The organism is Kitasatospora sp. MAP12-44, from assembly GCF_029892095.1.
Classification (GTDB): Bacteria; Actinomycetota; Actinomycetes; order Streptomycetales; family Streptomycetaceae; genus Kitasatospora.
The window spans coordinates 6,084,807-6,106,300 of record NZ_JARZAE010000004.1 but is presented as its reverse complement, the minus strand read 5'-3'; the positions used below and the strand labels follow the sequence as shown (position 1 = coordinate 6,106,300).

Annotated in this window: 16 protein-coding genes and 1 pseudogene; 5 read left to right on the top strand and 12 right to left on the bottom strand. The window is 70.9% G+C overall.

The genetic code is table 11. The features are described 5' to 3' along the window. Nucleotides 1–267: 267 nt before the first annotated feature. The 5 genes and pseudogenes from tkt (at nt 268) to pgl (ending at nt 7,155) form a co-directional block, all read left to right on the top strand. Nucleotides 268–2,368: pseudogene (gene tkt / locus P3T34_RS27965) on the top strand (transketolase). Between the two features lie 86 nt (nt 2,369–2,454). Further along, a complete protein-coding gene (gene tal, locus P3T34_RS27960; RefSeq protein ID WP_280668793.1) occupies nt 2,455–3,594 on the top strand; it encodes a transaldolase in 1,140 nt (379 codons plus the stop codon). Between the two features lie 104 nt (nt 3,595–3,698). Next, nucleotides 3,699–5,222 (top strand): glucose-6-phosphate dehydrogenase, encoded by a 1,524-nt coding sequence (gene zwf, locus P3T34_RS27955; protein ID WP_280672448.1) that lies wholly within the window; start codon nt 3,699–3,701, stop codon nt 5,220–5,222. Continuing rightward, nucleotides 5,219–6,373, top strand: a complete 1,155-nt coding sequence (gene opcA / locus P3T34_RS27950) for a glucose-6-phosphate dehydrogenase assembly protein OpcA (RefSeq protein ID WP_280668792.1) — start codon at nt 5,219–5,221, stop codon at nt 6,371–6,373. The genes zwf and opcA overlap by 4 nt, the downstream gene beginning before the upstream one ends. Further along, nucleotides 6,370–7,155 (top strand): 6-phosphogluconolactonase, encoded by a 786-nt coding sequence (gene pgl, locus P3T34_RS27945; protein ID WP_280668791.1) that lies wholly within the window; start codon nt 6,370–6,372, stop codon nt 7,153–7,155. Before opcA ends, pgl begins: the two co-directional genes overlap by 4 nt. An 89-nt stretch (nt 7,156–7,244) precedes the next feature. On the opposite strand, the gene P3T34_RS27940 is transcribed toward pgl, so the two are convergent. The 12 genes from P3T34_RS27940 to uvrA form a co-directional block, all read right to left on the bottom strand. Continuing rightward, nucleotides 7,245–8,264: an ABC transporter permease subunit gene (locus P3T34_RS27940; protein WP_280668790.1), complete on the bottom strand. Its 1,020-nt coding sequence runs from the start codon at nt 8,262–8,264 to the stop codon at nt 7,245–7,247. A 114-nt stretch (nt 8,265–8,378) separates the two neighbouring features. Continuing rightward, nucleotides 8,379–8,714 (bottom strand): RNA polymerase-binding protein RbpA, encoded by a 336-nt coding sequence (locus P3T34_RS27935; RefSeq protein ID WP_280668789.1) that lies wholly within the window; start codon nt 8,712–8,714, stop codon nt 8,379–8,381. A gap of 182 nt (nt 8,715–8,896) precedes the next feature. Continuing rightward, nucleotides 8,897–9,133 (bottom strand): preprotein translocase subunit SecG, encoded by a 237-nt coding sequence (gene secG / locus P3T34_RS27930; RefSeq protein ID WP_280668788.1) that lies wholly within the window; start codon nt 9,131–9,133, stop codon nt 8,897–8,899. A gap of 93 nt (nt 9,134–9,226) precedes the next feature. After that, on the bottom strand, nt 9,227–10,012 hold the full coding sequence (tpiA, locus tag P3T34_RS27925) for a triose-phosphate isomerase (RefSeq protein WP_280668787.1): 786 nt from the start codon (nt 10,010–10,012) through the stop codon (nt 9,227–9,229). Between the two features lie 3 nt (nt 10,013–10,015). Then, the gene (locus P3T34_RS27920) at nt 10,016–11,224 is read right to left on the bottom strand and encodes a phosphoglycerate kinase (RefSeq protein WP_280668786.1); all 1,209 of its coding nucleotides are present in this window, start codon (nt 11,222–11,224) and stop codon (nt 10,016–10,018) included. A 141-nt stretch (nt 11,225–11,365) separates the two neighbouring features. Then, entirely contained in the window at nt 11,366–12,370 is a 1,005-nt protein-coding gene (gene gap / locus P3T34_RS27915) for a type I glyceraldehyde-3-phosphate dehydrogenase (protein ID WP_280668785.1), read from the bottom strand. Between the two features lie 262 nt (nt 12,371–12,632). After that, nucleotides 12,633–13,613, bottom strand: coding sequence for a DNA-binding protein WhiA (whiA, locus tag P3T34_RS27910; RefSeq protein WP_280668784.1), 981 nt, complete (start codon nt 13,611–13,613; stop codon nt 12,633–12,635). Beyond that, nucleotides 13,604–14,575: a uridine diphosphate-N-acetylglucosamine-binding protein YvcK gene (gene yvcK / locus P3T34_RS27905; RefSeq protein ID WP_280672446.1), complete on the bottom strand. Its 972-nt coding sequence runs from the start codon at nt 14,573–14,575 to the stop codon at nt 13,604–13,606. Before yvcK ends, whiA begins: the two co-directional genes overlap by 10 nt. Before the next feature lie 136 nt (nt 14,576–14,711). Continuing rightward, a complete protein-coding gene (gene rapZ, locus P3T34_RS27900) occupies nt 14,712–15,617 on the bottom strand; it encodes an RNase adapter RapZ (RefSeq protein ID WP_280668783.1) in 906 nt (301 codons plus the stop codon). A gap of 68 nt (nt 15,618–15,685) precedes the next feature. Beyond that, complete coding sequence (gene uvrC / locus P3T34_RS27895) at nt 15,686–17,710, bottom strand: excinuclease ABC subunit UvrC (protein ID WP_280668782.1); 2,025 nt, start codon at nt 17,708–17,710, stop codon at nt 15,686–15,688. Nucleotides 17,711–17,789: 79 nt separating this feature from the next. Then, the gene (locus tag P3T34_RS27890; protein ID WP_280668781.1) at nt 17,790–18,248 is read right to left on the bottom strand and encodes a Rieske (2Fe-2S) protein; all 459 of its coding nucleotides are present in this window, start codon (nt 18,246–18,248) and stop codon (nt 17,790–17,792) included. A 104-nt stretch (nt 18,249–18,352) separates the two neighbouring features. Then, nucleotides 18,353–21,271 (bottom strand): excinuclease ABC subunit UvrA, encoded by a 2,919-nt coding sequence (uvrA, locus tag P3T34_RS27885; protein ID WP_280668780.1) that lies wholly within the window; start codon nt 21,269–21,271, stop codon nt 18,353–18,355. Nucleotides 21,272–21,494: the final 223 nt, after the last annotated feature.

The following is a 21,494-nucleotide window of genomic DNA, read 5'->3' as shown; positions in this document are numbered from 1 at the left end:
CGGGTGAACTCGCGGTGTACGCGGGGCAGGACGGAGCGTCAGGGCGCGGGACGGACCGTCACCGCCGGGGCGATCGGAACAACCTGCCGAAACTCCCGGTTGTCGCGGCACGGAAGGCGTGCCCCGGCACGGACGGTAGGCTCGCACAGAGAAGCGGGATCAACCCTCCGTGACCGGAACCGCAGAAGCGTCTGGTCCACAACGACGTGGCCGACCCGGTCCCCTTTCACTGGAGCAGACTCCAATACGGAAGGAGCCCTGAGAAGGGTGAGCACGAAGCCGACGAACGCAATCGAGTGGACCGAGCTGGATGAGCGGACGGTGGACACGGCACGAGTGCTGGCCATGGACGCCGTCCAGAAGGTCGGCAACGGTCACCCGGGGACGGCCATGTCGCTGGCCCCCGCGGCCTACCTGATCTTCCAGCGCTTTCTGCGCCACGACCCGTCCGACCCGACGTGGGTGGGGCGCGACCGCTTCGTCCTCTCCCCCGGGCACACCAGCCTGACGCTGTACACCCAGCTCTTCCTCTCCGGCTACGGCCTGGAGCTCGAGGACCTGAAGGCCTTCCGGGTCGCGGGCAGCCGCACCCCGGGCCACCCGGAGCACGGCCACACCGCGGGTGTGGAGACCACCACCGGACCGCTGGGCCAGGGCATCGGCAACGCGGTGGGCATGGCGATGGCCGCCCGCTACGAGCGCGGTCTCTTCGACCCGCAGGCCGCCCCCGGCGAGTCCCCGTTCGACCACACCATCTGGGCCATCGTCTCGGACGGCGACCTGGAGGAGGGCATCTCGGCCGAGGCGTCCTCGCTGGCGGGCCACCAGCAGCTGGGCAACCTGGTCGCGCTGTACGACGACAACCACATCTCGATCGAGGGCGACACCGCGACCGCCTTCTCCGAGAACGTGCTGGCCCGCTACGAGGCGTACGGCTGGCACGTCCAGCGCGTGGCGCCCAAGAGCAACGGCGACGTCGACGTGCACGCCATCGCCGAGGCACTCACCGCCGCCAAGGCCGAGACCTCGCGCCCGTCCATCATCGCGATGCGCACGATCATCGCCTGGCCGGCCCCGGACGCGCAGAACACCGGCAAGGCGCACGGCTCCGCGCTCGGCGACGCCGAGATCGCCGCGACCAAGAAGGTGCTGGGCTTCGACCCGGAGAAGACCTTCGAGGTCACCGACACGGTGCTGAACCACGCCCGGCTGGTCGCCAAGCGCGGCAAGGCCGCCCGGGCCGTGTGGGAGCAGGAGTTCGCCGCCTGGCGCACCGCTCAGCCGCAGCGCGCGGCCGAGTTCGACCGGATGCAGAACGGCGAGCTCCCGGAGGGCTGGAAGCGGCAGCTGCCCAGCTTCCCGGCCGGCAAGGACATCGCCACCCGCAAGGCCAGCGGCGAGGCGCTGAAGGCGCTCGGCGCGGTCATCCCGGAGCTGTGGGGCGGCTCGGCCGACCTCGCGGAGTCCAACCTGACCACGATCGACGAGGAGAGCTCCTTCCTCCCCGCCGACAACGCGCTGAAGTCGGCCGACCCGTACGGCCGGACGATCCACTTCGGCATCCGCGAGCACGCCATGGGCTCGACCATGAACGGCATCGCGCTGCACGGCAAGACCCGCGTGTACGGCGGCACCTTCCCTGGTCTTCGCCGACTACATGCGCCCGGCCGTGCGCCTGGCCGCGCTGATGAAGCTGCCGGTCACCTACGTGTGGACGCACGACTCGATCGGCCTGGGCGAGGACGGCCCGACCCACCAGCCGGTCGAGCACCTGGCCTCGCTGCGCGCCATCCCGGGCCTGTCGATGGTCCGCCCGGCCGACGCCAACGAGACGGCGGTCGCCTGGCGCACCGTCATCGAGCGCTACACCACCCACCCCGGCCCGGTCGGCCTGGCGCTGACCCGGCAGAACGTGCCGACCTGGGACCGCGAGGTCTTCGGCTCCGCCGACGGCACCGCCAAGGGCGGCTACGTGCTGGCCGAGGCGAGCAACGGCACCCCGCAGCTGATCCTGATCGGCACCGGCTCCGAGGTGCAGCTCGCGGTCAAGGCCCGCGAGGTGCTGGAGGCCGAGGGCATCGCCACCCGGGTGGTCTCGATGCCGTCCATCGAGTGGTTCAACGAGCAGGACCAGGCCTACCGCGACAGCGTGCTGCCGCCGGCCGTCCGGGCCCGGGTGTCGGTCGAGGCCGGCATCGCCCAGGGCTGGCGCGAGCTGGTCGGCGACCACGGCCAGATCGTCAGCCTGGAGCACTTCGGTGCCTCGGCCGACTACCAGGTGCTGTTCCAGGAGTTCGGCATCACCGCCGAGGCCGTGGTGCACGCCGCGCACAAGTCGCTCCGCTCGCTGTCCGACGCCAAGCGCTGACACCCCTCGGGCCGCGTACCCGGCCTTCCCCCGGGTACGCGGCCCGTTCCGACGTGACGAATCACTGAACAAGAGGACTGAGCAGCATGACTGACGCACTGAAGCGCCTCAGCGACGAGGGCGTTGCGATCTGGCTGGACGACCTCAGCCGTACGCGGCTGAACTCCGGCAACCTGGCCGAGCTGGTGCAGAGCAAGCACGTGGTCGGTGTCACCACCAACCCGACGATCTTCCAGAAGGCCATCGGCGGCAAGGACACCTCCTACGACGGCCAGCTGCGCGACCTGGCGGTCCGCAAGGTCACCACGGACGAGGCCGTCCGCATGATCACCACCTCGGACGTCCGCGACGCGGCCGACGTGCTGCGCGCGGTCTACGACGCCAGCAACGGCCGCGACGGCCGGGTCTCCATCGAGGTCGACCCCCGCCTGGCCCACCAGACCGCGCCCACCGTGGCCGAGGCCAAGCAGCTGTGGTGGCTGGTGGACCGCCCGAACGTGTTCATCAAGATCCCGGCGACCAAGGCCGGCCTGCCCGCGATCGCCGAGGTGATCGGCCGCGGGATCAGCGTCAACGTCACGCTGATCTTCTCGCTGGAGCGCTACAAGGCCGTCATCGACGCCTTCCTGACCGGTCTGGAGCACGCCAAGTCCAAGGGCCTGGACCTCTCCTCGATCGAGTCGGTGGCCTCGTTCTTCGTCTCCCGGGTGGACACCGAGATCGACAAGCGCCTGGACGCGATCGGCGGCGACGCCGTCAAGCTGCGCTCCAAGGCCGCGCTGGCCAACGCCCGCCTCGCCTACCAGGCGTACGAGGAGGTCTTCGGCTCGGTCGACGGCAAGCGCCCGGCCGGCGAGCGCTGGAAGGCCCTGGAGGCCGCCGGCGCCAAGCCGCAGCGCCCGCTGTGGGCCTCCACCGGCGTCAAGGACCCGGCCCTGCCGGACACCCTGTACGTGACCGAGCTGGTCGCCCCGGGCACCGTCAACACCATGCCCGAGGCCACCCTGGACGCCACCGGCGACCACGGCACGATCACCGGTGACACCATCACCGGCAACTACGCGGACGCCCAGGCCGTGATGGACGCCATCGCCGCGGCCGGCGTCGACTACGACGACGTGGTCCAGGTCCTGGAGGACGAGGGCGTCTCGAAGTTCGAGGTCTCCTGGGTCGAGCTGCTCGACACGGTGACCGCCTCGCTGGCCGCCTTCGCCGCCGAGAAGTGACCCCTGCTCACACGACGCACTGAGAGCGGAGCCCACCAGTGAGCAATGCACAGGCCTTTCCTGATCTGGAAGGGACGGACGGGCAGCAGGGCGGCACCAGCCCGCTGCCGCCCTCGAACCCGCTGCGCGACCCCGCCGACCGCCGGCTGCCCCGCATCGCGGGCCCGTCCGGTCTGGTGATCTTCGGGGTCACCGGCGACCTGTCCCGCAAGAAGCTGATGCCGGCCATCTACGACCTGGCCAACCGCGGTCTGCTGCCGCCGGGCTTCTCACTGGTGGGCTTCGCCCGCCGCGAGTGGGAGGACGAGGACTTCGCGCAGGAGGTGCACGACGCCGTCAAGGAGCACGCGCGCACGCCCTTCCGCGAGGAGGTCTGGCAGCAGCTCGCCAAGGGCATGCGCTTCGTCCAGGGCACCTTCGACGACGACACCGCCTTCGAGACGCTGCGCGAGACCATCGAGGACCTCGACAAGGCCCAGGGGACGAGCGGCAACTTCGCGTTCTACCTGTCGGTGCCGCCGAAGTTCTTCCCCAACGTGGTCCAGCAGCTGAAGAAGCACGGGCTGGCCGACCCGCCGCCCGGCTCCTGGCGCCGCGCGGTGATCGAGAAGCCGTTCGGCCACAACCTGGAGAGCGCCCAGGAGCTGAACAAGGTCGTCCACGAGGTCTTCCCGCGTGACGAGGTCTTCCGGATCGACCACTACCTCGGCAAGGAGACGGTCCAGAACATCCTGGCGCTGCGCTTCGCCAACTCGATGTTCGAGCCGATCTGGAACCGGTCCTACGTGGACCACGTGCAGATCACCATGGCCGAGGACATCGGCATCGGCGGCCGGGCCGGGTACTACGACGGCATCGGCTCGGCCCGTGACGTGATCCAGAACCACCTGCTCCAGCTGATGGCGCTGACCGCCATCGAGGAGCCGGCCTCGTTCCACCCCAAGGCCCTGGTCGCCGAGAAGCTCAAGGTGCTCAGCGCCGTGCAGCTGCCCAAGGACCTCGGCCTGCACACCGTGCGCGCCCAGTACGCGACCGGCTGGCAGGGCGGCGAGGAGGTGGTCGGGTACCTGGACGAGGACGGCATCGACCCCAACTCCAAGACCGACACCTATGCGGCCATCAAGCTGGAGATCAACAACCGCCGCTGGGCGGGCGTCCCGTTCTACCTGCGCACGGGCAAGCGCCTGGGCCGCCGGGTGACCGAGATCGCGGTGGTCTTCCAGCGCGCGCCGTACCTGCCGTTCGACTCCTACGCGACCGAGGAGCTGGGGCAGAACGCCCTGGTGATCCGGGTGCAGCCGGACGAGGGCGTGACCGTGCGGTTCGGCTCCAAGGTGCCGGGCACCTCGTTCGAGGTCCGGGACGTCACGATGGACTTCGCCTATGGCGAGTCCTTCACCGAGTCCAGCCCGGAGGCGTACGAGCGGCTCATCCTGGACGTGCTGCTGGGTGACGCCAACCTCTTCCCGCGCCACCAGGAGGTCGAGCTCTCCTGGGAGATCCTCGACCCGATCGAGAAGTACTGGGACGCCCACGGCAAGCCCGCGCAGTACCCCGCCGGGACCTGGGGGCCCGCGGAGGCCGACGAGATGCTCGCACGAGACGGCAGGAGCTGGCGCCGGCCATGAAGATCGACCTGACGGACACCACGTCCAGCAAGATCAACAACGCCCTGATGGACGCCCGGCGGGTCAGCGGTTCCACCGCGGCCGGCATGGTGCTCACCCTGGTCATCGTGGTCGACGAGGGCAGCGCCTACGACGCCCTCAAGGCCGCCAACGACGCCTCCCGCGAGCACCCCTCGCGGATACTGGCGGTCATCAAGCGGGCCGGCCGCTCCCCGCGGGCCCGGGCCGGCGCCCGACTGGACGCCGAGATCCTGGTCGGCGCCGACACCGGCTCGGGCGAGACGGCGATTCTGCGGATGCACGGCGAGCTGGTCTCGCACGCGCAGTCCGTCGTGCTGCCGCTGCTGCTCCCCGACGCTCCGGTGGTCGTCTGGTGGCCCGAGAACGCGCCCGCGCACCCCGGGCAGGACCCGCTCGGCGCCATCGCCCAGCGCCGGATCACCGACGCGGTCACGGCGGAGTCCCCGGTCGACCAGCTGGCCCTGCGGGCCGCCAGCTACACCCCGGGCGACACCGACCTCGCCTGGACCAGGATCACCGGCTGGCGCTCCATGCTGGCCGCCGCCCTGGACCAGCGGCCCACCACGGTCACCTCGGCCGTGGTGGAGGGCGAGTCCTACAACCCGAGCGTCGAGCTGCTCGGCCTCTGGCTCACCGACCGGCTTCGGGTGCCGGTCGAGCGGGTGGTCACCGACGGGCCGGGCATCACCGCGGTCCGGCTGCGCAGCACGGCCGGCGAGATCGTCCTCGACCGCCCGGACGGCCTGATGGGCAAGCTCTCCATCCCCGGTGCGCCGGACCGGATGGTGGCGCTCAAGCGGCGGGACACCGCCGAGCTGATCGCCGAGGAGCTGCGCCGGCTCGACCCGGACGACATCTACGCGGCGGCCGTGCGCACCGGCGTCGACCGGCTCAACGAGCCGACCGGCGTCGAGCGGCGGGCGGCCGAGGCGGCCGTCGAGGCGGCCGAGGCCGAGTCCGAGGCGAGCACCGCGGAGGCCGTCGAGGCCGCCGTGGAGGCCGCCGTCGAGGCCTCGGCGGCCCACCCCGGGGTGACCGCCACCGCCCAGCTGCCGACCGCCGAGAAGGCGCCCGCCGCGGCGAAGAAGGACGCCAAGAAGGCGGCCCCTCGCAAGCGGAGCGCCGGATGACCAACATCCCCCAGCTGGTCGTGCACCGCGACAAGGAGCTGATGGCCCAGGCGGCCGCCGCCCGACTGATCACCAAGATCGTCGACGCGCAGGCCGCCCGGGGCGCCGCCTCCGTAGTGCTCACCGGCGGCCGCAACGGCAACGCGCTGCTCGCCGCCATCGCCGCCTCCCCGGCCCGGGACGCGGTCGACTGGTCGCGGCTGGACCTGTGGTGGGGCGACGAGCGCTTCGTGCCCTCCGCGGACCCGGAGCGCAATGCCGTGCAGGCCGCCGACGAGCTGCTCTCCCGGGTCCCGCTGGACCCGGCCCGGGTGCACTGGATGCCCGCCTCGGACGGCGCGGACGGCACCGACGTGGAGGCCGCCGCCGCACGGTATGCCGAGGAGCTGGCCAAGGCCGCCGGTCCCAACGACCGCGGCCGGGTGCCGGCCTTCGACGTGCTGCTGCTCGGCGTCGGCCCGGACACCCACGTGGCCTCGCTCTTCCCCGAGCACCCGGGCGTGCGGGAGACCGCGCGCACGGTGGTCGGGGTGCGCGGCGCGCCCAAGCCCCCGCCGACCCGGATCTCGCTGACCCTGCCGGCCATCCGGACGGCCCGCGAGGTCTGGCTGCTGGCCGCGGGCGAGGACAAGGCCGACGCGGTCGCGCTGGCGCTGTCCGGACCGGGCGAGCTGCTGGCGCCGGCCTCCGGCGCGTACGGGACCGGCCGGACGCTCTGGCTGCTCGACCGGGCCGCGGCGTCGAAGATCCCGCCGCAGCTCTATCCGCCGGCCTCGGCCTGACGGAGTCCCGCGCACGGACGGGTGGGGGCGGCGAGCCTGGCTCGCCGCCCCCACCCGTGTCTCAACACCCGTGTCTCAGCACCCGGGTCTCAGCCCGACCGGCGGTCGGTCCAGCGCAGGGTGAAGACGACCAGGGCCGCCACCAGCACCAGGCAGATCCCCGACTCGACCAGCTGCAGCGGCCAGTAGTCAGCCGCGTGGTGCACGTCGGTGAACTCGCGCAGGCCGGCGCTGCCGCCCGAGGCGCACTCCGGGAAGCCGGTGTTGCCCGGCGAGCACATGTCGTAGGGCAACCGGGTGCCGTCCGCCCGCAGGAAGCCCTGGGCGATCCCCCAGGTGCTGTTGGGCAGCTCCGACATCGAGACCAGCTCGGTGTGCCACCCCCACAGATAGGGCCGCAGCACCGACAGCCCGTACTGCAGCGCCACCACCAGCACCAGCGTGGTGCCCATCGCCGGCACCACCTGGCGCAGCAGCGCGCCCACGGTCATCCCGACCGCCAGCGCCAGCAGCACGGTGGCGACCAGCACCGGGCCGCCGGAGACCACGAAGGTCATGCTGAACCAGGAGATGCCGGAGACCTCGTTGGCCGAGGGCAGCCAGAGCCAGTGGAAGAGCCCCATCAGCACGGCCGAGCCAAGACCGCAGAGCAGCGCGATGGTCAGCATCTTCGCCACCAGCCAGCGCCGCACCGTGACCTGCTGCGCCAGCACCAGCTTCCACGTCCCGCTCTCCCACTCGCGGGACAGCAGTGGAGCCCCCACCAGCACGCCGAGCAGCGCCGGCAGGAGCAGCAGCAGCGCGCCGATGCCCTTGAGCAACTCGCCGTACTGCGCCCGGAAGTACTCGACGGCCTGCTGCGTCGAGGGCTGCTGGCAGCTCGCGACGTCGCTGATCTCGGCGCAGCCCGCGATGTGGTGGCCGTCGATGAAGTCGACCATCGCGCTGCGCAGGAGCAGGAAGCCGACCAGTGCAGCGAGCACCGCGGCCAGCCAGAGCCAGGCCGCCAAGCGGTGCTGACGCCACATCAACCAGCCCAGCCCACGCGGCCGCAGCCCGGAGCGCTCACCCGAACCCAGGGCCTCCCCAGCGGTTTGAGGCCCGGTCATGAGATCCCCACCCATCAGCATCACCATTTCACTAAGCAGTTAGTGGAATGGTGATCCAAAAAAGTCCCGCCGTCAAACTCCGTCGACGGCAGGACCTGTTCGGGCTGGTACTGCTTAGATCTCGCCGCGCAGCTTGGCCAGCGCCTCGGCCAGGATCGCCTCGCCATCGGCGTCGGTGCGGCGCTCACGGACGTACGCGAGGTGCGTCTTGTAGGGCTCGTTGCGCGAGGGAGCCGGCGGGTTCTCCTCGTCCTGCCCGGCCGGGAAGCCACAGCGCGGGCAGTCCCAGGTGTCCGGGATGACGGCCTCGGCGGCGAAGCTGGGGCGCGTCTCGTGCTTGTTGGCGCACCAGAAGGAGATCCGGTTGCGGGGAGCGGACTCGCCGCGCTCCGCCTCACCCATCGGGCCTGCCCCGACCCTGCTGCCACGGATGGCGTTGCCACTTGCCACGGTCTGACTCCCTGCGTGCCGCTATCCGCCTGGGACTGCCCAGGTGTTGTCGGCCGTGCCCCGAGGGCCGGCCCCACATCCGCCCACCGACCGGCCGCCCGCTGCGGACCGTGTTGGCAAGTTGTCCTAGTGTACGGAGCAGATAAGGATCTGTCCGCACCCCCTCCGGCCCTGCGGAAGGCTCAGCTCTTGACCTTGATCAGCAGGCCGAGCACCACGATGCAGGCGAACCAGCACAGGCCCACCAGGATGGTGATGCGGTCGAGGTTGCGCTCCGCCACGGCCGAACCGCCACCGGCAGACATCGAGCCGCCACCGAACATGTCGGACAGGCCGCCGCCCTTCCCCTTGTGCAGCAGCACCAAGAGGATCATCAGCAGGCTGAAGATGATCAGGGCAATCGAGAACCCGAGGATCACGACGGGACCAACTCTCTCGTACATTGGCTCATTGGCGAGGGCCGGACCGCCGAAAGGCGGTCCGGCCCCAAAGACTACGTTGCTGCGGGGGCGTTAGCCTACTGCCTGCTCGCGGTAACGCACGATCTTGACGAACTCGTCGGCGTCAAGCGAGGCCCCGCCGATCAGTGCGCCGTCCACGTCGGGCTTGGCCATCAGGCCGGCCGCGCTCGAGGACTTGACCGAACCGCCGTACAGCACCCGGACCTTGTCGGCCAGCTCGGCGGAGTACAGCTCGGCCAACCGGGCCCGGATCGCCGCGCAGACCTCCTGCGCGTCCTCGGGGGTGGCCACCTCGCCGGTGCCGATCGCCCAGACCGGCTCGTACGCGACGACGATCCGCTCGGCGTCCGCGGCCGGGACACCGGCCAGCGCGCCGTCCAGCTGCGCCAGGGTGTGCGCGACGTGCGTGCCGGCCTTGCGGACCTCCAGCGGCTCGCCGACGCACAGGATCGGCACGATGCCGCTGCGGTAGGCGGCCTGCACCTTGGCGTTGACGAGCGGCTCGTCCTCGCCGTGGTACTGGCGGCGCTCGGAGTGGCCGATCACCGCGTAGCTGCACTTCAGCTTGGCGAGCATCGGGCCCGAGACCTCACCGGTGTAGGCGCCGGAGTCGTGGGCCGAGATGTCCTGCGAGCCGTACTTCACCTTGACCTTGTCGGCGTCGACCAGGGTCTGCACCGAGCGCAGGTCGGTGAACGGGACCAGGACGGCGACCTCGACCGCGTCGAAGTCCTTCTCGTTCAGGCTGAAAGCCAGCTTCTGGGTGTGCTGGATGGCCTCGAGGTGGTTGAGGTTCATCTTCCAGTTGCCCGCCATCAGCGGGGTACGGTCACTCATTGCTCAGCCTTCCAGGGCGGCGAGACCGGGGAGCGTCTTGCCCTCCAGGTACTCGAGGCTCGCGCCACCGCCGGTAGAGATGTGTCCGAACTTCGTCTCGTCGAAGCCCAGGATACGGACGGCCGCGGCGGAGTCGCCGCCACCCACCACGGTGAACGCGTCGCTCTCCAGCAGCCCCTGGGCGACGGCCTTGGTGCCCGCGGCGAAGGCCGGGTGCTCGAAGACACCCATCGGGCCGTTCCAGAACACCGTGGCGGCGTCGGCCAGCTTCGCGGCGAACAGCTCGCACGACTTCGGGCCGATGTCCAGGCCCAGCTTGCCGGCGGGGATGCCGTCCGCGCCGACGATCTCGAGATCCTCGACGGGTGCCTTGGTCTTGAGGTCGGGGAAGCCCGCCGAGACCGCGATGTCCACCGGCAGGACGAACTCCACGCCGTTCTTCTTCGCCCGCTCCAGGTACTCCAGAACGACCGGGATCTGGTCCTTCTGCAGCAGCGAGGTGCCCACCTCGTGGCCGAGCGCCGCGAGGAAGGTGAACACCATGCCGCCGCCGATCAGGATGCGGTCGGCCTTGCCCAGCAGGTTGTCGATCACGCCGACCTTGTCGGAGACCTTGGAGCCGCCGAGCACCACCACGTACGGGCGGGCCACCTCCTCGGTGAGCCGCTTGAGCACGGCCACCTCGGTGGCGATCAGGTCGCCGACGGCGTGCGGCAGGCGGGCCGGCAGGTCGAAGACCGAGGCGTGCTTGCGGTGCACCGCGCCGAAGCCGTCGCCCACGTAGAGGTCGGACAGTGCCGCCAACTCATCGGCGAACGCGCCGCGTTCGGCATCGTCCTTGCTCGTCTCGCCCGCGTTGAAGCGCAGGTTCTCCAGCAGCGTGACCTCGCCGTCGGCCAGAGCGGCGACGGTGGCCTTCGCGCTGTCGCCCACGGTGTCGGTCGCGAAGGCGACCGGCCGGCCGAGCACCTCACCGAGGCGGACGGCCACCGGCGCGAGCGAGAACTGCGGGTCCGGCGCACCCTTGGGACGGCCGAGGTGGGAGGCGACGATCACCTTGGCGCCGCGCTCCAGCAGCTTGGCGATCGTCGGGGCGACGGCGCGGATCCGGCCGTCGTCGGTGATGCTGGCGCCCGAGAGCGGCACGTTCAGGTCGGCGCGGACGAAAACCCGCTTGCCGGCCACGTCGCCGAGTTCATCGATGGTCTTCACGGTTTCGTTCTCCAGGAGTGGGGGTGGCACTGGCAGCGGCACAGCGCCGGGCCGCCGTTGGGAGAGGGTGGCAGGACCAGGGCCCGGCGGCTTGGTGCGCCGTCGGGCCCTGGTCCTCACATCACGTCAGCTCCCGCTGCGTCAGAGCTGGCCACCGACGAGGGTAGTCAGGTTGACGAGACGGTTCGAGTAGCCCCACTCGTTGTCGTACCAGCCGAAGACCTTGACCTGGTCGCCCTGGACCATGGTCATCAGCGAGTCGAAGATGGTGGAGAACGGCGAGTTCACGATGTCGGAGGAGACGATCGGGTCCTCGGTGTACTGCAGGATGCCCTGGAGGTTGCTCTGGGAGGCCTTCAGGAAGGCGGCGTTGACCTCCTCGACGGTGACCTCGCGCTCCAGGGTCACCACCAGGTCGGTGATCGAGCCGGTCGGCACCGGGACGCGCAGCGAGGTGCCGTCCAGCTTGCCCTTGAGCTCCGGCAGCACCAGCGCGGTGGCCTTGGCGGCACCCGTGGACGTCGGGATGATGTTCAGCGACGCGGCACGGGCGCGACGCAGGTCCTTGTGCGGGAAGTCCAGCGTGACCTGGTCGTTGGTGAACGCGTGCACCGTCGTCATGAAGCCCTTGACGATGCCGAAGTTCTCCAGCAGGACCTTGGCCAGCGGCGCGACGCAGTTGGTGGTGCAGGAGGCGTTGGAGATGATGGTGTGCTTCGCGGCGTCGTACTTGTCGTCGTTGACGCCCATCACGATCGTGATGTCCTCGCCGGAAGCGGGGGCCGAGATGATGACCTTCTTGGCGCCGGCCGTCACGTGCTTGCGCGCGGCGTCAGCGCTGGTGAAGATGCCGGTGGACTCGATCACGACGTCCGCGCCGAGCTCGGCCCAGGGGAGGTTGGCCGGGTCACGCTCGGCGATGACCTTGAAGGTCTTGCCGTCGACCGTGATGCTGTCAGCCGTGTGGCTGATCTCGCCCTGGAAGGTGCCCAGGATCGAGTCGTACTTGAGCAGGTGAGCCAGGGTCTTGGTGTCAGTCAGGTCGTTGACACCGACGATCTCGATGTCCGCGCCCTGCGCCTTGACCGCACGGAAGAAGTTGCGGCCGATGCGGCCGAATCCGTTGATGCCTACCCGGATCGTCACGAACCGATCTCCTCTGAGGTACGCCGGCAGAGCCGGCGGAGTGGAAATGGGAAGTCCCCGACCACCCATGACCCTACCTCTCCGGCGCTGACAGGGGCACATCCCGCCAAGCCTCGAGACAGGGCGTGGCGCCGCCGCTCAAGGCCCGCGCGAGCCGCCTGACCGCCCGCGTACGACCGTGCGTACCGGGGGTCGCGAGGGCGCAAAACGACCGCCCCCGGGTCCGTGGAACCGGGGGCGGTCGAGGGCGTCGGGCGACGGCTCAGCTGAGCGCCATCTCCTCGGTCAGATTGGCCTCGGTGCTCGGCAGGCCGAGCTCGGAGGCGCGCTTGTCGGCCATCGCCAGCAGCCGGCGGATCCGGCCGGCCACCGCGTCCTTGGTGAGCGGCGGGTCGGCGAGGGCGCCCAGCTCCTCCAGCGAGGCCTGCTTGTGCTGCATCCGCAGCTGGCCGGCCGCGGCGAGGTGCTCGGGGACCTCGTCGCCGAGGATCTCCAGCGCCCGCTGCACCCGGGCCCCGGCCGCGACGGCCGCGCGGGCCGAGCGCCGCAGGTTGGCGTCGTCGAAGTTGGCCAGCCGGTTGGCGGTGGCCCGCACCTCGCGGCGCAACCGGCGCTCCTCCCAGGCCAGCACCGACTCGTGCGCGCCGAGGCGGGTCAGCAGCGCGCCGATCGCGTCACCGTCCCGGATCACCACGCGGTCGGCTCCGCGCACCTCGCGGGCCTTGGCCGGGATGCCGAGCCGACGGGCCGCGCCGACCAGCGCGAGGGCCGCCTCGGAGCCGGGGCAGGTGATCTCCAGCGAGGAGGACCTGCCCGGCTCGGTGAGCGAGCCGTGCGCCAGGAAGGCACCGCGCCAGGCCGCCTCGGCGTCGCAGGTCGCGCCGGAGACCACCGCCGGGGGCAGCCCCCGGATCGGGCGTCCTCGCCCGTCCACCAGGCCCGTCTGCCGGGCCAGCAGTTCGCCGTCCTTCACCACGCGGACCACATACCGACTGCCGCGCCGAAGCCCGCTGGGGGCCATCACCACCAGATCCGAGGAGTGCCCGAAGATCTCCAGCAGGTCCTTGCGCAACCGCCGCGCCGCAACGCCGGTGTCCAGCTCCGCCTCGATCACGATGCGTCCACTCACAATGTGGAGTCCGCCCGCGAATCGCAGGATCGCCGATACCTCAGCCTTGCGGCAGCAGGCCCGGGTGACAGGGAGCCGGCTGATCTCGTCCTTCACCGCTGCCGTCATCGCCATGGGCCGATCCTTCCATGTGTCCGGAAAATCCGGTCGTACGCGGCCGCCAGAAGCTCAGGGTCGTGTCGCGGCGTGCCGTCGGCCGCCGCCACCCGGTCCAGCACCAGCGCCGCGCCCATCCGGCCGGCCGCCTTCTCCAGGCCGGCCAGGTCGGCCTGGCCGAAGGCGCCGCCGGTCACCGCCCGCTCGTCCACCAGGATCGCATCCACCGCGAGCCCGGGGGCGTGGTCGGCGAGCACCTCCAGGTGGCGCTGCGGGGTGAAGCCCTCGGTCTCGCCGGGCTGCGGCGCCAGGTTGAGGGTCAGCAGGCGCCGGGCCTTGGTCACGGTCAGCGCCTTGGCCAGCTCGGGCACCAGCAGGTGCGGCAGCACGCTGGTGAACCAGGAGCCGGGGCCGAGCACCACCCAGTCCGCGTCCAGCACCGCCTCGACGGCCTCCGGGACGGCCGGCGGCTCCTCGGGCAGCAGCCGCACGGACTGCACGGTGCCGGGGGTGACCGCCACGTCGGCCTGGCCGCGGACGGCGCTGAGCTCGCCCGGGCGGGCCGGGTCGTGGCCGCGTACCACGGCCTCGATGTCCAGCGGGACGGCCGACATCGGAAGCACCCGGCCCTGGACGTTGAGCAGTCGGCCGACCCACTCCAGGGCGGCCACCGGGTCGCCGAGCTTCTCCCAGAGCGCCACGATCAGCAGGTTGCCGACCGCGTGCCCGCCCAGCTCGCCGCTGCCGGTGAAGCGCTGCTGGATCACCTCGGACCAGGTGCGGCCCCAGTCGTCGTCGCCGCACAGGGCGGCCAGCGCCTTGCGCAGGTCGCCCGGGGGCAGCACGCCGAGCTCGGCGCGCAGCCGGCCGCTGGAGCCGCCGTCGTCGGCGACGGTGACCACCGCGGTCAGGTCGCTGGTGAGCCGGCGCAGGGCGGACAGCGAGGCCGAGAGGCCCTGGCCGCCGCCCAGCGCGGTGATCTTCGGCGCGGTACCACGTGACTTCGATGAGCCCGGGGAGCCCCGCTCGGCGGCCTTGTGCTGGAGCTGCCGCCCTGGCGAGTATCCCGTCACACCTACCCCACGTTTCTCTCCTGCCGGCGGTGCAGGGCCGCCGTCACTCCCGTCCCATGTCGCGGTGCACCAGCACCGTTTCCACGCCGTCGGCGATCAGACGCTTGGTCAACCGCTCCGACATGGCCACGCTGCGATGCTTGCCACCGGTGCAGCCTACGGCAAGCGTCATGTACCGCTTGCCCTCCCGCCGGTAACCCTCGGTAACGATCCGCAGCAGCTCCGCGTAACCGTCCAGGAACTCCTTGGCGCCCGGCTGCTCGAACACGTAGTCGGCGACGTCGCTGTCCGTCCCGGTACGGGCCCGCAGCTCGGGGACCCAGTGCGGGTTGGGCAGGAAGCGGCAGTCCACCACGAGGTCGGCGTCGACCGGCAGGCCGTACTTGAAGCCGAAGGACATCACGGTGGCCCGCAGTTCGGGCTCGTCGTGGTCGGCGAACTGGGCGTCCAGCTTGGCCCGCAGCTGGTGGACGTTGAGGTCGGAGGTGTCGATCACCAGGTCGGCCTCACCGCGCAGCTCGCGTAGCAGGTCGCGCTCCTGGGCGATGCCGTCGACGATCCGGCCGTCGCCCTGCAGCGGGTGCGGGCGCCGGACGCTCTCGAAGCGGCGCACCAGGGCGTCCTCGGAGGACTCCAGGTAGACCACCCGCAGCCGGATCCCGCGCTTCTCCAGCTCCTCGAGCGAGGCACGCAGGTCGTCGAAGAACTGCCGGCCCCGGACGTCGACCACCACGCCGATCCTGGCGACCGCCCCCTGCGAGCGGGCGCCCAGGTCGACCATCGTCGGGATGAGGGCCGGCGGCAGATTGTCGACGACGAACCAGCCGAGGTCCTCCAGGCACTTGGCCGCGGTGCTGCGGCCGGCTCCGGACATGCCGGAGATGATCACCAGCTCCGGGGCGGTCTCTCCCCCGGCCTGCGGCCGGGTGATGCCCCCTGCATCGGACACTGTCACTTTCGATTCCCCGCTCTCGGTGCTGAGACTCTGCTGTGGAGAACGCGCGCGGCGGCCAGCCGTCACGGTGTCCCCGGGTTCTGCCGGCCGTCCGTTGACGAGCCGTCGGTCTCTTCCATGATCTCGCCCGTCGCGGTGTTCACCGCGAATGCGGCGGATGGACGGGAGGCCAACGCCGCGACAACAGTCTCCGCAGTGCGCCGCCCGACGCCGGGGACCTCGCAGATCTCCTCGACCGTGGCGGCCCGCAGCTTCTTGACCGAGCCGAAGTGCTTGAGCAGCGCCGTGCGCCGGGTCTCGCCGAGGCCGGGCACCGCGTCCAGGCCGCCGGCGGTGAAGCGCTTGGCCCGCTTGCTGCGCTGGTAACCGATCGCGAAGCGGTGCGCCTCGTCGCGCACCCGCTGGAGCAGGTAGAGGCCCTCGCTGCTGCGCGGCAGCACCACGGGGTCGTCCTGACCGGGGAGCCAGACCTCCTCCAGCCGCTTGGCCAGCCCGCACAGCGCGACATCGTCGATGCCCAGCTCGTCCAGCGCGCGCCGGGCGGCGGCCACCTGCGGCTGGCCGCCGTCGACCACCAGCAGCTGCGGGGGGTAGGCGAAGCGGCGCGGACGGCCCGTCTCGGGATCCACGGGACCGCTCGGGGCTCCCGGGTCGTCCTCCTCGGGGACCGCCCACTCGCCGGTCTGCTCGCGCTCCTGGAGGTAGCGGCGGAACCGGCGGCTGATCACCTCGTGCATCGAGCGGACGTCGTCCTGGCCTTCGAAGCCCTTGATCTGGAAGCGCCGGTACTCGCTCTTGCGGGCCAGCCCGTCCTCGAAGACCACCATCGAGGCGACCACGTCGTCGCCCTGCAGGTGCGAGATGTCGAAGCACTCGATGCGCAGCGGGACGGAGTCCAGCTCCAGCGCGTCGGCGATCTCCTGCAGGGCCCGGCTGCGGGTGGTCAGGTCCGAGGCGCGCTTGGTCTTGTGCAGCGCCAGCGCCTGCTGGGCGTTGCGCTCGACGGTGGCCATCAGGTCCTTCTTGTCGCCGCGCTGGGGCACCCGCAGGTCCACCTGGGCGCCGCGCAGCCCGGTCAGCCACTCGCGGACCGGGGCGGCCGGCTCGGGCAGCGCGGGCACCAGCACCTCGCGCGGGACGGCCTCGGCGGTGCCGCCGCCGTAGAGCTGCTGCAGGGCGTGCTCGACCAGGGCGGCGGTGTCCACGTCCTCGACCTTGTCGGTGACCCAGCCGCGCTGGCCGCGCACCCGGCCGCCGCGGACGTGGAAGATCTGCACGGCGGCTTCCAGCTCGTCCTCGGCGAGCGCCAGCAGATCGGCATCGGTGCCGTCGGCCAGCACCACCGCGTTCTTCTCCATCGCGCGCTTGAGCGCCTCGATGTCGTCGCGCAGCCGGGCGGCCTTCTCGTACTCCAACTCGGCGGCCGCCTCGCGCATCCCGTCCTCCAGGCGGCGCAGGTAGTTGCCGGTGCGCCCGGCCATGAAGTCGCAGAACTCCTCGGCCAGCGCGACATGGTCGTCGGGCGAGATCCGGCCGACGCAGGGCGCGGCGCACTTGCCGATGTAGCCCAGCAGGCAGGGGCGGCCGACCTGTTGGGCGCGCTTGAAGACCCCGTTGGAGCAGGTGCGCACCGGGAAGACCCGCAGCAGCAGGTCGACCGTCTCGCGGATCGCCCAGGCGTGCCCGTACGGGCCGAAGTAGCGCACGCCCTTCTTGTGCGCCCCGCGCATCACCTGGACCCGCGGGAACTCGTCGTTCAGGGTGACCGCGAGCTCCGGGTAGCTCTTGTCGTCGCGGTACTTGACGTTGAAGCGCGGGTCGTACTCCTTGATCCAGGAGTACTCCAGCTGCAGCGCCTCCACCTCGGTGCCGACCACCGTCCACTCCACCGAGGCCGCGGTGGTGACCATGGTCGCGGTGCGCGGGTGCAGGTTGGCGATGTCCTGGAAGTACGAGGAGAGCCGCGGGCGCAGGCTCTTGGCCTTGCCGACGTAGATCACCCGGCCGTGGGCGTCCCGGAACCGGTAGACGCCGGGCGAGGTCGGAATCGCCCCCGGTGCCGGACGGTAGGTGGACGGGTCAGCCATTGGTCGGTCCCCCTCGTGCGGCTGTGACACCGCAAACCCTAGCGCCCCGCAGGGGCGCCCGGCGGGGACTCGATATCTGTCAGGTGGTGGCCACCACGAACGCGCCGTTCTGGACGGTGACCTGGTACTCCGGCAGCGGGCTCGGCGCCGGGCCGTCCGCGACGGAGCCGTCGGTGATGTTGAACCGGCTGCCGTGGCAGGGGCACTGGATCAGGCTGCTGGCGACCTGGTCCACGGTGCAGCCGGCGTGGGTGCAGACGGCACTGAAGCTCTTGTACTGACCGGCGGCCGGCTGGGTGACCACGAGCTTCTGCTCCCGGTAGACCTTGCCGCCGCCGACCGGGACGTCCGCGACCGCGCCGACGGTGACCGGCTCGGCCTTCGCCGTGGACTTGGCGTCGGTGGATCCACCGGACCCGGTGGATCCTGACCCGGAGCAGCCGGCCACCCCGAGCGTGGCACCGCCCGCGGCGAGCACGGCGACGCCGCAGAGAAGGGTGCGGCGGGTGGTGGCGGGACTGTCGGCAGCCTCGGACACGATGCGCTCCTGGAAATGCGAGACGACGGATGGTCGGCCCGAAGTCTAACCAGGCTGCATGAGCTCCGAGGCGGGACAGCGCCCGCCTCGGAGCTCATGGCGCGCTACTTCTTGACGGCCGCCTTGACGGCCGCGCGCTTGCGCGGCGTCCGGGGTGCCGGGACGGGTGCCTCGTCGGTCACCCGGTCGCCCAGGATGTCCCGCAGGAACTTGCCGGTGTGGCTGGCGGTGACCGCCGCGACCTCCTCCGGCGTGCCCTCGGCGACCACCATGCCACCGCCGTTGCCGCCCTCGGGGCCCATGTCCACGACCCAGTCGGCGGTCTTGATCACATCGAGGTTGTGCTCGATGACGATCACCGAGTTGCCCTTCTCGACCAGACCGGTCAGCACCTTGATCAGCTTGCTGATGTCCTCGAAGTGCAGGCCGGTGGTGGGCTCGTCGAGCACATAGACGGTCCGCCCGGTGGAGCGCTTCTGCAGCTCGGAGGCGAGCTTGACGCGCTGCGCCTCGCCGCCGGAGAGCGTCGGCGCGCTCTGGCCGAGCCGGACGTAGCCGAGCCCGACCTCGTTGAGCGTGCGCAGGTGGCGGGCGATGGCGGGGACGGCCTCGAAGAACTCCAGGCCCTCCTCGATCGGCATGTCGAGCACATCGGCGATCGACTTGCCCTTGAAGTGCACCTCCAGCGTCTCCCGGTTGTACCGCGCCCCGTGGCAGACCTCGCACGGGACGTAGACGTCGGGCAGGAAGTTCATCTCGATCTTGATGGTGCCGTCGCCCGCGCAGTTCTCGCAGCGGCCGCCCTTGACGTTGAAGGAGAAGCGGCCCGGCAGGTAGCCGCGCACCTTCGCCTCCACGGTCTCCGCGAAGAGCCGCCGCACATGGTCGAACACCCCGGTGTAGGTGGCCGGGTTGGAGCGCGGGGTGCGGCCGATCGGCGACTGGTCGACGTGCACCACCTTGTCCACCAAGTCCGTACCGGTGACCCGGGTGTGCCGGCCGGGCACGCTGCGCGCGCCGTTCAACTCGCGGGCCAGGTGGGTGTAGAGGATGTCGTTGACCAGGGTGGACTTGCCGGAGCCGGAGACGCCGGTGATCGCCGTGAAGAGGCCGAGCGGGAAGCCGACCGTGACGTCCTGCAGGTTGTGCTCGCGGGCGCCGTGCACCACGATCTGGCGCTTGGCGTCCCGCGGGCGGCGCACCTCGGGGATCGGGATCGAGCGCTTGCCGGAGAGGTACTGGCCGGTCAGCGACTCCTTGTTGGCCAGCAGCTCCTTGAGCGAGCCGGAGTGCACCACCTTGCCGCCGTGCTCGCCGGCGCCCGGGCCGATGTCGACCACCCAGTCGGCCATCTTGATGGTGTCCTCGTCGTGCTCCACGACGATCAGGGTGTTGCCGATGTCGCGCAGCCGGACCAGCGTCTCGATCAGGCGGTGGTTGTCGCGCTGGTGCAGGCCGATCGAGGGCTCGTCCAGCACGTAGAGCACGCCGACCAGGCCGGAGCCGATCTGGGTGGCGAGCCGGATCCGCTGGGCCTCACCGCCGGAGAGGGTGCCGGCCGCGCGGTTGAGCGAGAGGTAGTCAAGGCCGACGTCGACCAGGAAGCGCAGCCGCTCGTTGACCTCCTTGAGCACCCGCTCGGCGATCTGCTTGTCGCGGGCCTTGAGCTTCATCGCGCCCAGGAAGTCGGCGCAGTCGCTGATCGACATGGCCGCGACGTCCGCGATCGACCTGCCCTGCACGGTGACCGCGAGCACCACCGGCTTGAGCCGGGTGCCCTGGCAGGCCGGACACGGCACCTCGCGCATATAGCCCTCGAAGCGCTCGCGGCTGCTGTCCGTCTCCGCCTCGGTGTGCCGGCGCTGGACGAACGGGATCACGCCCTCGAAGCCCGTGACGTACGAACGCTCGCGCCCGTAGCGGTTGTTGTACCGCACCTCGACCTGCGCCTTGTGCCCGTACAGCAGCGCCTTCTTGGCGCGCGCGGGCAGCCCGGCCCACGGGATGTCGGTGCGGAAGCCCAACTCGGCCGAGAGCGCGTCGATCAGCCGGCCGAAGTACTCCTTCATATGGCCGCCGGACCAGGGGTGGATGGCGCCCTCGTCCAGCGACTTCTGGTCGTCGGGGACGACGAGCTCCGGGTCGACCTCCATCCGCGCGCCGAGACCGCTGCACTCGGGGCAGGCGCCGAACGGCGAGTTGAAGGAGAACGAGCGTGGCTCCAACTCCTCGAACGACACGTCGTCGTACGGGCAGTAGAGGTGCTCGGAGAACATCCGCTCGCGCTCGGGGTCGTCCTCGGGGAGGTCGACGAAGTCCAGCACCACCATGCCGCCGGCCAGCTTGAGCGCCGTCTCGACCGAGTCGGTCAGCCGGCGCTTGGCGCTCTCCTTGACGGTGAGGCGGTCGATGACCACCTCGATGGTGTGCTTCTCCTGCTTCTTGAGCTTGGGCGGCTCGGTCAGCTGGATCGTGGCGCCGTCCACCCGGGCGCGGGCGTAGCCCTTGGACTGGAGGTCGGCGAAGAGCTCGACGAACTCGCCCTTGCGCTCGCGCACCACCGGGCTGAGCACCTGGAAGCGGGTGCCCTCGGCGAGTTCGAGCACCCGGTCCACGATGGCCTGCGGCGACTGCCGGGCGATCGGGCGGGCGCAGTGCGGGCAGTGCGGCTCGCCGATCCGGGCGAAGAGCAGCCGGAGGTAGTCGTACACCTCGGTGATCGTGCCGACCGTGGAGCGCGGGTTGCGGTTGGTGGACTTCTGGTCGATCGAGACGGCCGGCGAGAGGCCCTCGATGAAGTCGACGTCGGGCTTGTCCATCTGGCCCAGGAACTGCCGGGCGTAGGAGGACAGCGACTCGACGTAGCGGCGCTGGCCCTCGGCGAAGATCGTGTCGAACGCCAGCGAGGACTTGCCGGACCCCGACAGCCCCGTGAAGACGATGAGGGAGTCCCGGGGCAGATCGAGCGAGACGTTCTTGAGGTTGTGCTCGCGAGCACCGCGGACGATGAGGCGGTCGGCCACTGCTACTGGCGCCTTTCTCCGGGATTGGGCTGCTGGGACGTTTAACGAGCGAGGAGGGCGGTTTTCTTCCGGCCAGCGTATAGCTCAGACGTTCGATTATCGAGCTTGTCCAGCCGGAACCACCTGAACGAGTGAAGCCTCACTCTGCGGCCCCGTCCGGTCTCCCGGGAAACCCCCTGTTCAGCGCCCCGATCAGCGATAGCCTCCCCCTGAAGTGTCCAAC